Origin of the sequence: Pseudoalteromonas sp. AS84 (assembly GCF_038900255.1) — a bacterium.
Taxonomy (GTDB): Bacteria; Pseudomonadota; Gammaproteobacteria; order Enterobacterales; family Alteromonadaceae; genus Pseudoalteromonas.
In genome coordinates this window covers 30,687-45,887 of sequence record NZ_JBBMQY010000028.1, presented here as the reverse complement: position 1 = coordinate 45,887, position 15,201 = coordinate 30,687, and the positions used below count along the sequence as shown (strand labels likewise).

13 protein-coding genes are annotated in these 15,201 nt (G+C 39.5%); 8 read left to right on the top strand and 5 right to left on the bottom strand.

Annotated features, from left to right (window positions below):
• Positions 1 to 675: 675 nt before the first annotated feature.
• From WNY79_RS19305 to cyoE, 6 genes are all read left to right on the top strand, one after another.
• Positions 676 to 1,095: a hypothetical protein gene (locus tag WNY79_RS19305; protein ID WP_294122916.1), complete on the top strand. Its 420-nt coding sequence runs from the start codon at positions 676 to 678 to the stop codon at positions 1,093 to 1,095.
• 318 nt (positions 1,096 to 1,413) lie between these two features.
• Positions 1,414 to 2,367: a ubiquinol oxidase subunit II gene (cyoA, locus tag WNY79_RS19300; RefSeq protein WP_076925151.1), complete on the top strand. Its 954-nt coding sequence runs from the start codon at positions 1,414 to 1,416 to the stop codon at positions 2,365 to 2,367.
• A gap of 2 nt (positions 2,368 to 2,369) precedes the next feature.
• Positions 2,370 to 4,358 carry a cytochrome o ubiquinol oxidase subunit I gene (cyoB, locus tag WNY79_RS19295; RefSeq protein WP_076925150.1) on the top strand — a complete coding sequence of 663 codons (1,989 nt, stop codon included), beginning with the start codon at positions 2,370 to 2,372 and terminating at the stop codon, positions 4,356 to 4,358.
• On the top strand, positions 4,355 to 4,996 hold the full coding sequence (gene cyoC, locus WNY79_RS19290) for a cytochrome o ubiquinol oxidase subunit III (protein ID WP_076925149.1): 642 nt from the start codon (positions 4,355 to 4,357) through the stop codon (positions 4,994 to 4,996). Before cyoB ends, cyoC begins: the two co-directional genes overlap by 4 nt.
• On the top strand, positions 4,996 to 5,352 hold the full coding sequence (cyoD, locus tag WNY79_RS19285) for a cytochrome o ubiquinol oxidase subunit IV (RefSeq protein WP_076925148.1): 357 nt from the start codon (positions 4,996 to 4,998) through the stop codon (positions 5,350 to 5,352). The genes cyoC and cyoD overlap by 1 nt, the downstream gene beginning before the upstream one ends.
• Before the next feature lie 9 nt (positions 5,353 to 5,361).
• Positions 5,362 to 6,246, top strand: coding sequence for a heme o synthase (gene cyoE, locus WNY79_RS19280; RefSeq protein WP_076925147.1), 885 nt, complete (start codon positions 5,362 to 5,364; stop codon positions 6,244 to 6,246).
• A gap of 101 nt (positions 6,247 to 6,347) precedes the next feature.
• Here cyoE and WNY79_RS19275 read toward each other — a convergent pair whose 3' ends face one another.
• From WNY79_RS19275 to WNY79_RS19265, 3 genes are all read right to left on the bottom strand, one after another.
• Positions 6,348 to 7,013, bottom strand: coding sequence for a hypothetical protein (locus tag WNY79_RS19275; RefSeq protein ID WP_342876658.1), 666 nt, complete (start codon positions 7,011 to 7,013; stop codon positions 6,348 to 6,350).
• 149 nt (positions 7,014 to 7,162) lie between these two features.
• A complete protein-coding gene (locus WNY79_RS19270; RefSeq protein WP_342876657.1) occupies positions 7,163 to 9,121 on the bottom strand; it encodes a phytase in 1,959 nt (652 codons plus the stop codon).
• Between the two features lie 78 nt (positions 9,122 to 9,199).
• Positions 9,200 to 11,503 (bottom strand): TonB-dependent receptor, encoded by a 2,304-nt coding sequence (locus WNY79_RS19265; protein WP_342876656.1) that lies wholly within the window; start codon positions 11,501 to 11,503, stop codon positions 9,200 to 9,202.
• 297 nt (positions 11,504 to 11,800) lie between these two features.
• Between WNY79_RS19265 and WNY79_RS19260 the strand changes: the two genes are divergently transcribed.
• Together WNY79_RS19260 and WNY79_RS19255 are read left to right on the top strand one after the other, a co-directional pair.
• Positions 11,801 to 12,721: a GGDEF domain-containing protein gene (locus WNY79_RS19260; RefSeq protein WP_342876655.1), complete on the top strand. Its 921-nt coding sequence runs from the start codon at positions 11,801 to 11,803 to the stop codon at positions 12,719 to 12,721.
• Positions 12,705 to 13,706, top strand: a complete 1,002-nt coding sequence (locus WNY79_RS19255) for an AraC family transcriptional regulator (RefSeq protein WP_024598275.1) — start codon at positions 12,705 to 12,707, stop codon at positions 13,704 to 13,706. Before WNY79_RS19260 ends, WNY79_RS19255 begins: the two co-directional genes overlap by 17 nt.
• Position 13,707: 1 nt before the next feature.
• Here the strand turns inward: WNY79_RS19255 and WNY79_RS19250 are convergent, their stop codons facing one another.
• Together WNY79_RS19250 and WNY79_RS19245 are read right to left on the bottom strand one after the other, a co-directional pair.
• A complete protein-coding gene (locus WNY79_RS19250) occupies positions 13,708 to 14,211 on the bottom strand; it encodes a TlpA disulfide reductase family protein (protein WP_024598274.1) in 504 nt (167 codons plus the stop codon).
• A gap of 62 nt (positions 14,212 to 14,273) precedes the next feature.
• Positions 14,274 to 15,182 carry a histone deacetylase gene (locus WNY79_RS19245; RefSeq protein WP_024598273.1) on the bottom strand — a complete coding sequence of 303 codons (909 nt, stop codon included), beginning with the start codon at positions 15,180 to 15,182 and terminating at the stop codon, positions 14,274 to 14,276.
• Between the last annotated feature and the right edge of the window lie 19 nt (positions 15,183 to 15,201).

Here is a 15,201-nt window from a genome sequence, read left to right as displayed (position 1 = left end):
TGTGAAGATGTTGTCAGTGTGAAAGGCAACTCAAGTTCGGTGGTGACTGAGTTTGAGTTGTTTTTATTCCCTACAATTGCCGTGCAGTGTAAGCCAAGAATCTTTATATTGTGTGTGAAGATGTTGTCAGTGTGAAAGGCAACTCAAGTTCAGTGGTGACTGAGTTTGAGTTGTTTTTATTCCCTACAATGCCACGCAGTGTAAACCAAAAATCTTTATATTGTGTGTGAAGATGTTGTCAGTGTGAAAGGCAGCTCAAGTTCGGTGGTGACTGAATTTGGGCTGTTTTTATTTGTGCGACACAATTATTACTCCCTCCTAAAAACCTATAATCTTATTAAACATTTCTCTTTAAATCGTTTTTTATTTTAGCTAACCAAATGTTTCTTATCGTGTTATTTTTTATTAACAAAATAGCTTCGAAAGCTTAACTCAAATTAATTGATTTTTAGTTGAACAGAAAATTCTCTTTGTTATACTCACATTCGAACTTTCAGTAAGTTTTGAAAGTTTGGTTGATACGGATCAATTTTCGCTAGGTAAATATGTGCTAGCTGGATTTGATTGTATTTAGCACCTGGTTTTAGGGTTTACAACAGCAATGTTTTTTAAATTTTTCCATTGCAAACTGTATTACTCTAATTTTGTTATAGTCATTTTAGTAGGTTAATGTCTTTGAACACACTTTCTTTGCATCATACAACTACGGAACTTGCCTCTGGCGAGCCGCAGGCGTGTGAACGCTTGAATAAAGCAGGCAAGGGCGTGTGTGTAGCTATAACTTTATTAGTGTTTAATACTGTAATGTTGCTAAGCGGTGCATTAGAGGATGCCTTCAAGCTTGAAGCATTATTGAGTGATGGGTTTATTGTAGAGCCCCTGTTACTTACTATTGCTGGATTTTTAGCTCATCCAATCATATCAAGTCAGTTACTTATTGGCCTTTGTTGGTTATTGTTCCATATTTGTCCAGCGCGTCGTGCTGGCATAATCCTCCGTAAAGCAGCCTTTGCTTTTAGCGAGGCTAAAGTTCTTCAGCCTGTGATCTCTTCACATGGTTGTCGTGCTCCACCTAGCTTTACAGGTTGCCTGTAACGCTGCATCTTGTTGCTGGTTTTAATTATTTGTTCTTGCTGTAAATAATTAAGGTTAGCTAAAACAAAGTAGCTCTGTGTTTTTTAAACACATTTCAGCCAACCACCACTCACCCAAGTTAACTTTTATTACGTTATATAAATGCGTTTAGAAAGCTGGGTTTGTTGCTAGGTCATTAATGGCATGAGCTTTAGGTTTTGAATAGCCCCCTTATTTTTATAATTTAATTCTAGTTAACTTGGGTTTTTATTGAAAAATCGTTGCTTTGGTTTTTATTTTAAGCAGCAAATTGAAACTCTAGGTTTGTAGGATACTCCCTTGTTAATTCGTAACCTTTGTAATATTGCTTTAGCTAGTACAGTGCTGGCGTTGTCAGGCTGTAAAGGCGGGATACTCGATCCAAAAGGGCAGATAGGCATTGATGAGAAAAATTTAATCATCATCGCAACCGTGCTTATGTTGCTTGTAGTCGTTCCCGTTATTGTGATGACTTTGTATTTCGCTTGGAAATATAGAGACACGCAAACTCATGAAATTTATGCTCCAAAATGGGCTCATTCAAATAAAATTGAAGCCGCAGTTTGGGCAGTCCCTGTTGTTATTGTAATCATTTTAGGTGTTATTACTTGGGTGTCTACTCAAGAGCTTGACCCATACAAACCAATTGAAGGTAAAGGTAAACATCTTACTGTTGAAGTGGTTTCATTAAACTGGAAGTGGCTATTTATATATCCTGAGCAAGGTATTGCTACGGTGAACGAACTAGTTTTTCCGGCAAATGTACCTGTTGAATATAAAATCACTTCAGAGAGCACAATGAATTCATTTTTTATTCCGCAATTGGGTAGTCAAATATACTCAATGGCTGGGATGGAAACCAAGCTTCACTTAATTGCAAATGAGCCCGGCACGTTTAAAGGTTTTTCGGCAAATTACAGTGGCGCTGGTTTTACTGGTATGAAATTTAATGCCATTGCTACCCCTACTCAAGCAGATTTTGATAAGTGGGTTAGTAACATTAAAACAAATGCTAATAACCTAACTCATGCAAATTATGTTGAGCTTGCAAAAGCGAGCGAAAATAACCCTGTTGCTTATTACGGCAAAGTTGATGACGGCTTATTTCATACCATCGTTATGAAATACATGCAGGCACATGGCGACATGAATAAAAAACATCATGCAATGGGCGAACATGGGCAAATGAGTAAAAAACATCATGAAATGGATGAGCATTCAATGCCTTCATCTCACAGCCAAGGCGAGGAATAATAATGTCGTTATTAGGTAATCTTTCTCTCGACGCAATTCCGTTTCATGAGCCAATTCTTGTGTTCACGATGTCGGTTATTGCGATAGCTGGGCTTATTATTGCTGGGCTTATTACAAAGTATAAAAAGTGGGGCGTGCTTTGGCGCGACTGGATCACGTCTGTTGATCATAAACGCTTAGGCGTAATGTATATTCTTTTAGCACTAATAATGCTGTTTCGTGGCTTTTCTGATGCAATAATGATGCGTGCGCAGTTGGCACTTGCTACCAGTGGTGCGCCAGGTTACTTACCACCTGAGCACTACGACCAAATATTTACTGCCCACGGCGTAATTATGATCATATTTATGGCAATGCCATTTATGATTGGCTTAATGAACATTGTATTACCACTTCAAATTGGTGCTCGCGATGTTGCATTCCCATTTTTAAATAACTTAAGCTTTTGGTTTACAGCCAGCGGTGCCATTTTAATTAATATGTCGCTAGTGTTTGGTGAGTTTGCTAAAACAGGTTGGGTGGCCTATCCGCCGCTTTCGGAGTTGACCTTTAGCCCTGGGGTGGGGGTAGATTATTATATTTGGGCCTTGCAAATATCCGGGCTCGGTACACTTCTAACTGCAGTAAACTTTTTAGCGACCGTGTTTAAAATGCGTGCACCAGGTATGACCCTAATGAAAATGCCTATTTTTACATGGGCATGTACATGGGCAAACATCTTAATTGCAGCATCATTCCCAATCTTAACTGCAGTACTTGCAATGCTAACGCTTGACCGTTATCTCGACTTTCACTTCTTTACCAATGCAGCGGGCGGTAACGCCATGATGTACATCAACCTGTTTTGGGCATGGGGTCACCCTGAGGTATACATATTAGTATTACCAGCGTTTGGTATTTTCTCTGAAATTATTTCGACCTTTGCAGGTAAGCGTTTATTTGGTTACAAATCGATGGTTTACGCCAGCGGTGCAATCTCAATTTTAGGCTTTATTGTTTGGCTACATCACTTCTTTACTATGGGGTCGAGTGCTAACGTTAACGCTTTCTTTGGGGTAATGACCATGGTTATTGCCGTACCAACTGGGGTTAAGTTGTTTAACTGGTTATTTACCATTTACCGAGGTCGTTTACGTATTAGTGTACCCGTACTTTGGACTCTTGGTTTTATGGTTACCTTTACCGTAGGCGGTATGACTGGTGTATTACTTGCTATTCCAGGTGCGGATTACGTACTGCATAACAGCTTATTTTTAATTGCACATTTCCATAACACAATTATTGGTGGTGCTGTATTTGGTTATCTTGCCGGTTTTGTATTTTGGTTCCCTAAAGCAATGGGCTTTAAACTTAACGAAAAATGGGGCAAAGCATCATTTTGGTGTTGGATTATTGGTTTCTTCGTAGCATTTATGCCGCTGTACGTACTTGGTTTCTTAGGTATGACACGTCGCTTAAACCACACTAATAATCCAGATTGGAACATATGGTTATACATTGCTGCAGGCGGCGCTGTAATTATTATGTTCGGTATTATTAGCCAAGTTATTCAACTATATGTGAGCTTTAGAGACCGCGAAGCGCTTGACGATACAACAGGTGATCCGTGGAACGGCCACACACTTGAGTGGGCTACAAGTTCTCCGCCACAGATTTATAACTTTGCAACTATTCCACACATTGATGACATTGATGCATGGACCGAAGCGAAAGAAAAAGGCCAAGCTTATCAAACAAAAGCAAGCTACAGCCCAATTCATATGCCTAAGAATACCTCCGCAGGTGTATTTATGGCAGCCAGCCTAACCGCTTTTTGTTTTGCAATGATTTGGCACATTTGGTGGTTAGCTGTTGTAGGGCTAGTGGGCGGAATTGCCATATTTATCAAGCGTTGTTACACCAGCGATGTTGACTACTACATACAACCTGATGAAATTGCACGCATTGAAGCTGCATATAATTCAAGTGGGAATAAGGAGCTAAAAGCGTGAGTACACTTTCAGCAAATTTAGAATCAGCAAGTTTAGACTCTGTATCACACGATGACCATGCCCACGCGCATGATCATCACGACACATCTGGCGATACGATATTTGGCTTTTGGTTATATCTAATGACAGATTGCCTATTGTTTGCCTCGTTTTTTGCCACTTACGCTGTTTTATTTATGAACACAGCAGGTGGTGTATCGGGTAAAGATATTTTTGAACTCGACTTTGTAGCAGTAGAAACTGCTGCACTACTTATTAGTAGTATTACCTTTGGCTTTGCCATGATTGCCGCTCAAGGGCAAAAAAAGGCACTAACACTGACTTGGTTATTTGTTACGTTTTGTTTAGGTGCTGTGTTTATTGGTATGGAAGTATACGAATTTCATCATCTAATTGTGCACGGTAATGGCCCACAACAAAGTGCCTTTTTAACATCGTTTTTCTCATTAGTTGGCTTACATGGTTTACATGTAACAGCCGGTCTAATTTGGATGACCATAATGATGATTGAAGTTGCTAAACGTGGTCTAGGTAAAGCAACCGTAACGCGTTTAAGCTGCTTAAGCCTATTTTGGCACTTCTTAGACATTGTCTGGATTTGTGTATTTACCGTTGTTTATTTGATGGGAGCAATGTAATGAGCCACAGCGAAACGCATGCGTTAAAGCAAACGCAAAGTGATCATCATGATGAATCTCATGGCAGTGTTAAAACTTACTTAATTGGCTTTGTGCTATCGGTAATTTTAACTGCTATACCGTTTTACATGGTAATGGAAGGTGACTTCTCAAAAGTAACAACGCTTTGGAGCATTGTTACTTTAGCAATCGTACAAATTTGGGTGCATTTAAAATACTTTTTACACCTTAATTTTACGACCGAAAATGGCCGTGCAAGTACCTTTTCATTCCTATTCAGTGCCCTGATCATCGTAATGGTGGTTGGGTTATCTGTTTGGATCATTTATGAATCTAACGCAATGATGATGTACTAGGAGTTTAAGATGTTTCGTCGTTATTTATCAGTGACTAAGCCGGGTATTATCATGGGCAATTTAATCAGCGTAGCGGGCGGGTTTTTACTTGCCTCGCGCGGTGATATAGATCCATGGTTAATGATTGCCACATTAATTGGCTTGTCGCTAGTGGTTGCATCGGGTTGTGCTATCAATAATGTAATTGATAGAGACATAGATGTAGCCATGGCTCGTACTCGTACGCGAGTAACAGTAACAGGCGAAATGTCGGCCTTTGCTGCACTTAGCCACGGTATTTTATTGGGCGTTATTGGCTTTGGTTTACTTATCGCCTATACCACTCAAGCCGCGGTATTTTTTGCAGCCTTTGGCTACGTAATTTATGTAGGGGTTTATAGTCTCTACATGAAACGTAACTCAGTATATGGCACTTTTGTAGGCAGCCTTTCTGGCGCTGTACCGCCAGTAGTAGGTTACTGCGCCGTAACAGGGCTGTTCGATATGGGCGCATTAATACTGCTAGTTATGTTTAGCTTGTGGCAAATGCCGCACTCTTACGCTATCGCTATTTTTCGCTTTAAAGATTACCAAGCTGCAGGTATTCCTGTATTACCAGTAGCGCAAGGTATTGATAAAGCAAAGCGCCATATCGTACTTTACATCGCTGTATACGCATTAGTTGTGATGTTATTGCCAATTACTGGCTACACAGGTGCTGCTTTTATGGCTGTTGCTTGTATTACCAGCTTTTGGTGGTTGTTAATGGCGCTGCGCGGTTATCGTCGTAATATTGATATGAGCAGTTGGGCACGTAAAGTGTTCGCATTTTCGATTATTAATATTACAGCGTTAAGTATTGCTATGGCTGTTGATTATCACAGCGTTGCTCCACAGCTATTAACGCTTACCTAATTTAAAAATTTTTAACTATTCCAAAGTTAATCCAAAGGCTCGAAAGAGCCTTTTTTTATGCCTAAATATTAAAGTAATTGAACATTTTTATTCTCGCTCTTTTACTTTTTAAAATCATCCGCATTGTAATAAAGCGGTTTAAGCGTACCGCAATTAATAAATTTATAGGTAAGCTCATTTTCAGGTGGTACACGTTTAGATGTCCGAAACTTTTGCATACAGGCGTTAACTAAATCGACAAAAATAAGATGGTTATAGCTCGGCGCTTTTTGAATTTTATGAATATAAATACGCTCAGTACCGTTTAGTGTGATCATGTCGTAGTCTTGCCATTGTGATGATTCACTCAACTCTTTAAGCTCTCTAGCATACAATTGCTTATCCAAGACCAGTTCTTTTTTTGAATAAATTAAACTGCCACCTTGTTGATAATCACCCTCGTAAATATCGGCAGTAATTGTAATTTCCTCACCACGCATTAAATGCTGAATATTAAACGCTTGTGGCTTTACGGTGATTAGTTCTGCATTTCTAACAAAGCCCAAAAATGCAACATCGGGGTTCCCTATTTTATAAACTACTTGCACATTATTGGGTAAATTATAAGTAGGTAAATTCATTGCTATAATAGACGAGCCTTGATTAACCAACACCATTGGATGCTCAGCATTGTAAGCGGGGTCTACTGGTGGAAGTTTTGTTTTTTCTTCTTCAGCTGCGGCAAAGCCACTTAAAGTGATTAGTAATAAAGTAAGTAGTAGGCGCATTATAATCTCAATTAATTTATGAGCTTAAATTGTAGTATAAAAATATATATTACATTGAGCTAATTACACTTAATATTCAAATGTTAGGCGTAATGTAAAAGGCTCAAATGAGCCTTTTACAATTGTGATTACCCTCAATTAAATAAGCGTTACTTAATTGCTTTTTTTACTTCTCGCCAATCTATTATTTTAAAGTTTTGTGGTTGCTGCGGTAGTCGGTTATATCCATCTTGTACAACTAAAATACCTTCAGGATAACCCGGTAGCGCTTTCGATGTTACGGTTAACCCATCAGTTTCTGATGCGCCATCAATACCGTTAACCAAGTCACTTACTATATGAAACTTACCTGCAAACTCTAAACTGGGTGTTTTAGCATCCTGAATATTATTACTTATTTTATACAGCACGTAGCTATCATCGCCTTGGCTAGAAACAACTAAGTAACGTGCGTTTGTGCCGTGGTAAATTTCCATACCCTCAACATCATCAACAAGTTGCTCATTTATGCCTTGTAGCATAACCGGTGTATTATCAGCTGTAGGCTCAGCGCCTATATACCAAATACCGGCGTCTTCTTCACCTGCAAAAAGTTCACCACGCGCATCATCTGCACTACAGCCTTCTGGTTGGCTAGGTAGATTAAATTCTCGAACTAATTTACCTGTTACTTTATCGCCACTTTCGTTGAGTTTATATTGCTGATAAAGACCTGACTTATCATTAACAAATACATAATTCCCTGTTGCTGATGAATACATACACATGCCGTATATTTCGCTGAGATTGGTTGCAATATCATTAAGGTGTTTTACCTCGTTATTATCAACTGTTAAAACACTTATGCTGTTATTTGTTCGATTACTCGCGGTTATTAAAGTATTCGTACTATTTTTAATACTAGGGTGTTGGCGAACATCTACATTATTTAAGCGACCAATCTCAATTGATTGTTCAAGCCAGCCTTGTAAGTTGTAAACCATTAAGCCTCGACGTTTATCTGTGCCTAAAATTAAGCTTTTTGCAGGGTTACTTGAGTTTACCCAAATAGCGGGATCATCTGCGGCATCACCAAATGCTTGTACAGGCGTTGTTTGTGCACTGGCATGTATATGGGTCAATTTTTTAACAGTGTTTTTACCCGCATTTTTAACTGGTGTTGCTGGTATTGTACTTTGTGTATATGCGCCTGTTTCATCGTTATATAACACCGCAATAGCCTTATTGTTTGCGGTGTATTTAACCGCAACAGACTCTAAAGCTAAATTGCCATTTAGTTGCCAATTATTAATGCTTTTAGTAACAGGGTTGTAGGCATAAATTGTATTATCATGTGTACTTGTAAACCACAGCGTGCCGTCGGTTGATGTAAAAAGAGCGCCTATTTCGCTATTTAGTGAGCCAAAAGGAGCAACGAGTGCTATTGGTTTTTTATCAGCTTGCGACTCTGCATTGGCATTTATAGACCAAATTCCCACTTCACCTTCACTTACAAAAAGTGTGTTGCTTTGCTCGCTCACAGCGCATCCTGCAGCTTCGCTTACTCCTGCAAATTCACGCATGCTTACATTTGTTGTTTCATTATTACTTGTGTCGTAAATAACAGTTTCGGTGATCAAACCACGTACATCAGGCACAAATGCCGACACGGTATTATTGTTTTTATTATTAAATAAACACACTGTATCGGGCTGAGCTTGTGGTGGACTAATACGAGTTAACTCTTTTAAATTCCAGCTGTTATTGGCTTGCTGTAATTTAAAAATAACGACATTATCTTGGTCATTATCAATGGTCGCTAATAAATAAGTGGAGTTATTAAGTGCACTTATAGAAAGCGCCTCAAAACTACCTTTAGCAATGTTTTTACTCTGCTGGTTTTGGCTGTTTACCATTACCAACCCTTGGCTTTCGCTTGCTAGTAGCCAGTTGTTGTCATTAATCCATACGGCTTGCGAGCCTTGCATATTCTCACTTGGGCCAAAAGCAGTGCTCTCGATAGACTCAAATGCTTTTTTAGTTGATATGTTATAGCTACAAGCACTTAAGGTGCTTATTAGCAGGCTTGTAAGCACTAAACCTTTTGCTTTATTTAATTTAAAATTCATTATAATCCCTTTGCTGATCAGAGCGTTTTGAGTAACGTATCGAAAGTCACTTCATTGTTACCACGCAAACACCATGATTTAAAATGCGTAACGCAGCATTAATTGATAAACCGGACCTGCTTCTTCAGATTCAATTTCGTACTCATCAAAGCTACGATCGAACTGATCTGATACGGTATCAAACTTATTAAAGGTTTCGTCTTTACTTGCATCAAGCAGGTTTGAGCCCACTAAACGCAGCGTTACGTTTTCCCAGCGTTTTTCTATAAACACTTCAAAATCGGCACTGTAAGATGTTGTTACTTCTTCACCTACAATACGCCCATAAGCATCACCTTGCTTACGGTAAGTTGCACCAAATGCAGCTTTGAGATCGGGTAAGTCTTGAATAAACCCAACGTTATAAACGTAGTCTGATTGATCGTTAAATTTTCGAGACCCAAAAAAGTCGGTTACTTCACTATCAAGCCATGAGTAATTTAAAAATACGCCAGTATTAGGCATGCTAAATGCGCCAAGCGGAGTAGATAAATCAAGCTCAACTCCTTTTACGTTACCGTCGCCTGTGTTGCGAGGCTGCAATACAAATGTACCTTCTCCTTCAGAGCCTTCTTGTCCTGCATTTGCTATTTCTATTAGGTCGTTTACTTTGCGGTAAAATAAATTAATGCCTACAACGCCACTTTTACCTAAGCGATATTCGTAGCCTAAATCCATACCCCAAGCTGATTCTGGTTTTAATTCTGGATTACCTAGTTGGTCGTTATCGCCAAGTTCTTTTTCGATAAGTGCTGGTGTTAGAAAATCAAACTCGGGGCGTCGTAAACTACGCGCAACAGAGGCGCTAACGCGTCCATTCTCACTCACGTTATAGCGAAAATGCGCAGAAGGTAGAACAAAATCGTAATTGTTATCTTCGGTTACACCAATTGTTTTATCATTAATTTTTGAATCAGTAGACTCCCAGCGAACGCCCAATTCCCAGGCAAATAAATCATCTTGGTGTTTAACAAGGGCAAACACATCAAAGCGGTCTTCCTCTAGCGTGTTTACGCCACCAACAACCGGTTCAAATTCACTGGTAAATACAGCCAAAGATAAAGGTGTTCCCGCATATTGATCCCAGCTTGTAAGTGCTAATTCAAGCTCGTCTTCGGCTTCAAAAATATTGCTATCGCGCTTTTTGTTTTGTAAAAATGCACCAAACTGAATTTCTTTGCTGTCACCCCAAGATTGGCTATGTTGCCACTGCAGGGTCCATTCTTTATCGTCTATGTCACTTTGAGCTTGTTCTTCTTCAAATATCATTGGCAGCTCTGACGTATCAAGCTCTACTTCTTGCTCGTATACCGACTCGTCAAATTTGGCGATACCAAACTTTAATTTACTTGTGCCGTTTAGCAGTGGAAATTCATAGGCGGTATTGATGTTGTAATTAGTTTGGTCAATATACTTAACATTGGCATTATCGGTTTCTAGGTTTCCGCCATTTACAATATCATTGCTGGTTGCAGTGGTATCGTCGTATTCAAACGAACGTTCATCTTCAGTGCGCTCTGTATCAACCCACATAGCGCTAATATTAAACTGACTATCGTTATCAAAAACAATTTCGTAACTGGCGTTTAGTGATGTGTCGTCGCCATCGCGAGTGTCAGATTGGTCTTCGCGGTTATCAAACTCTTCGGTTTGAAAATTTACATTGTTTTCTGGGCTATCGCCGTAGCGCAGGCTCGTTTTTTGTTTTGGGTTATATCGGCCTTGTAAATTTGCACCAAGTAATAAACGCCCCCCCGCAAATTCAGTACCGTACACAGCAGCCAAGCTTTCTTTAAACTCGCCATCATCATAAAGCAAGCCACCAGCGCGTAAGTAACCACCATCTAAGCTGTAACCATCGCGCAGTACAATATTTAATGTGCCCGCTATCGCATCGGCTGAACGATTGGCACTTGATGAGCGAATAATTTCAACGCGTTCAATTAATTCAGCCGGAATTCGGTCAACAAAAAATGAACGGTCGGCACCTGCGCCAGGTACTTCTTCACCGTTTATAAGTACCTTTGTATAAGCAGGGCTCAAGCCCCGCATACGTGCACCGTCAGATTCAAGTACATCCGATAAAAATGTAACACTAGGTACACGCTTTAATGCATCGCCCGCAGTTAATGGCTCAAAACGCTGAAAGTACTCTTGTGAGTATTCTAAGGTTGGCGCGAGTTCGTCAGAGCGATTTCTATAACCAATTTCACCGTATACAACAATTTTATCAGAAACTTCTATATCTTTTTTCGTGTTTTTTTTTGCATCATCTTCTGCATAAGCCGTTAAGTTACATAACGCTAATGCGGCTACCAGTGCTTTTATTTTAAAGTGTTTCATTGTATTTGCTCTTGGTTATTACAGGGTTGTTTCTTGGTATGGCGAGCAAGCTAAAGATAATTGATTACGTAAATGTGACAGGGTTTATTTTAAATACATGTATTTAGAGGTACTTGAGCAATATGTAGAGCGTATTGAGCTTTTATCACTCCCTGTAAAGGCTGGTGTTATCTACTGTGCAGGGCTGTTTTTAAGGTATGTATCATCTAGTTGTCACATAGCTGAGCTAATATGACCCTGCTAACACAAGCTTGTATGAACTAACTTTAAAGCTCATTTATAAACGAGATACTGCACATGCGATTTAACCCTTTTATCAGCCACCGATTACTAATAAACGCTATTATTGCGATGTTTTTTAGCGCTGTGTTTTTAAGTAGTTATTTAGGAGTATTAAAAACTTACGCCAGTATTCAGTGGCTCGATATTATGGGAGAGGGCGGTATTGTATTAATGACACTTGTATGGATAGTCGCGTTATTAATTTCAAGACCACCGAGTAAAGTAACCACTTACTTAGTGATAGGTGTTGGGCTGTTTATGTTCTCGGCAACGCTCGATTTACTTGATGAATGGCTAATGCACCCCGCGCACCAATGGCTGAGTTGGATTGAATCTCTGCCCGCTCCGTTAGGCATGTTATTAACAAGTATAGGTTTGTATTATTGGCATCAAGAGCAGTACGTATTAAATCGTCAGCTACGCCGCCGTGAAGCGCATTTACGTGAGCACGATAAGGTGTGTTCAATAACGGGTCTTTATAAGGGGCAGTATCTAGATTCAGCAATTAATGAGCAATCAATTAACACACAGCCGTTTTGGTTGGGAGCTATTGATATACGCGACTTTTCTCATTTTAATAGTGAGTTTGGCTTTAGTGAAGGCGACCGGTTACTACGTGAAATTAGCGAGTTATTATTAATGAACTGCCGACTAAGTGATGTAGTGTGCCGCTACGCAGGAGACTGCTTTATGGTATTAATGCCAGCCACTACAGAGCAGCAAGCTAAAGAGCTGATGGCGCAAATTAAAGGAGCGCTAAAACACTGTGCATTTAAAGTTGAAGCATCTAAAAAAGCAAAATTTCAATATGTCACTACCGCCTTAATACAAGGTAATAAGCATAGCAGTACAAGTAAACTAACAAGCCAACTGCATAGTCAATTACAAAAAAAAAAGCATCAACAAAAAGTAGTGCACCGTGCATACGTTTGTTAGCCAAGACGATAAATATTTAAGCGCTCAAGGGCTTATTACGTCAGCTGTAGAGCTTGCTCAAAGCCGAGATATAAATTTACATAAACTGCTACGCGGTACCGGTATTTTTGAACAAGACTTACTTAATTTTCAACATGCATTTAGTGTGTCTCAGCAGGTGCGTTTATTAGCTCAATTTAAGTTATTGATGAAAAGTACTGACAGTGGTTTTTTACTCGGTAGTCAACTTATTAACGACACTCGAGCTGAAGCTCAGGCATTAATATATAGCGATAATTTAGCTCAAGTATTAAAGCAATTATCACTTTTAAGAATGCAATTAGCGCCTTTATTATTTAGCCAAACGTATATTAAAAACGATAACGTTTATATTTATATTCAGCCAGCACATGGGCTTGATGAAAGCCTTTACCGCTATGTGCTAGAGATATATAGCACTGCATTTTATAGTTTACTTAAACGAGTGAGCGAAAGTTACCCGTATTGTCAGTTCGACTTTGCTTTTAAACGCCCTAGGCATATTCAAGAATATGAACAAAATTTAGGGCTAAAGGTAAGTTTTGATAAGCCATGTACTCGCTGGGTATTAAATAAAGCCATGTTAAGAGCTAAAAACCCGCATGCGAGTCAATTACGATTCATGCAAGCGCAGTCGCAGCTAGATAATAAAAACGTAGTTAGCATGACTTTTATTGAAGCCGCTTGTAGATACTTATACTCTCACCCAAGTGCTAATTTAGAGTGTACAGCAAAGCACTTTGCTATGAGCTCAGCTACATTTAAGCGCAGGCTCAAACTTAATGGAGTACGCTTTTCTGCGTTAATAGATGAGCAAAATAAGCACAAAGCTATTTACCTACTTACTCTGTGCGCTAAACATAACGAACAGGTCGCTGAGCATTTAGCTTTTTACGATATACCTAACTTTCGGCGAGCCTTTAAGCGCTGGACAGGTCTAACACCTAATCAATTGAAAGCGCAATAAGTTACTCAGTTGCCATATCGATGGAGTGCAACAAAGTTCGTGCCTTTAAATGTAGGTTTGGATCTTCTGGGTTTGACGTATTAGTCAGCCAAATTACATTGCCTTCTTTATTTACAAATAATGTAGTAGGTGTGCCTCGTATACCTAATTGCTGTGCTATTGCATCGGCTTTTACGGCTGTTTTAAAAGTATAACCTCTGCTAGAAAGTGCTTTAGCAGGAGCAGCATCGTCATCTTCTTTAAAGCTCACGGCAATAACTTTTAAGCCCATATCATCAATTTTTTGAAGTGCTGGCTGTAGCTTTTTACAGTACGGACACCACGTTGCCCAAAAGTGTAAAACGTAAGGTTGACCTAATAAATCTTGAGTATTGAGAGCAGAACCATCAGCCATTTGTAAATTTAATGTAGGTAGCTTAGGGTATGTTTCTTGCGTGCTTTCTTCTTGCGAATAGCTTGTAAAGCTTATAAAAATTAGTGCGATGGCAATAAATAGTTGTTTCATAATATGTTCGTTCTTATTTTACATATTAAATAAGAACGAGAATTTAACATTTTTATTTCAAACTAAAAGCCAGCAGCTTGCTCAACAACAATAGCGTGGCGTTTAGCGAGGCGAAGGTGGTCTTTATCGTAGCCACCACCTATTACTGTGGCAACGGGCGTGTTGTGCTCAAGGCAGCGTTTAAGCACTAAGTGGTCGCGTTTGATTATTCCATCCCAACTGATATCTAATTTACCCAAGCCATCACCTTGCCAAATATCAACGCCTGCATCGTAAAGTACCAAGCTTGGGTTTAGCTCTTTTAGTAAATAACTCAAGGTTTCGTCAACTATGGCAAGGTATTCGTCGTCTTTCATGTTGTCGGCTAAACCAATATCTAAATCGCTAGCGGACTTTCTAAAGGGGAAGTTTTTTTCACAATGGATAGAACAAGTATAAGCGTATGCTTGATGCTCTAACATTGCGGCTGTGCCATCACCTTGGTGCACGTCTAAATCAAAAATAAGTACGTTAGTTACTTCACCCGATTCAATTAAAGTTTGCGTAGTAAAGGCTAAATCGTTAACCATGCAGTAGCCTGAGCCAAAATCGGTATGCGCATGGTGTGTACCACCAGCTAAGTGGCACGCTATACCATGTTTAAGTGCTAAACGAGCTGTTTGCAGCGTACCTTGAGGTGCTGTAAAGGTACGTGCCATAAGCTCTTTTGACCAAGGTAGGCCAATGCGGCGCATTGCTTTTTCATCTAGGCGGTTATTCCACAAGTCATGTATATAGTTTTCGCAGTGTATTAGCTCAAGCGGCTCTGGCGTACCGAGAATTGGTTCTACCAGGTTACTGCCGATTAAACCAAGCTCTGCAACATGCTGATATAAATGTGCAAACTTACTCATTGCAAAACGATGCTTTGGATCAAAATTAAACGAGTAGTTAGGGTGATACACCAAAGGTAAATGTGGATTTAAAGTCATGTTTGCACAAGTTAAAAAG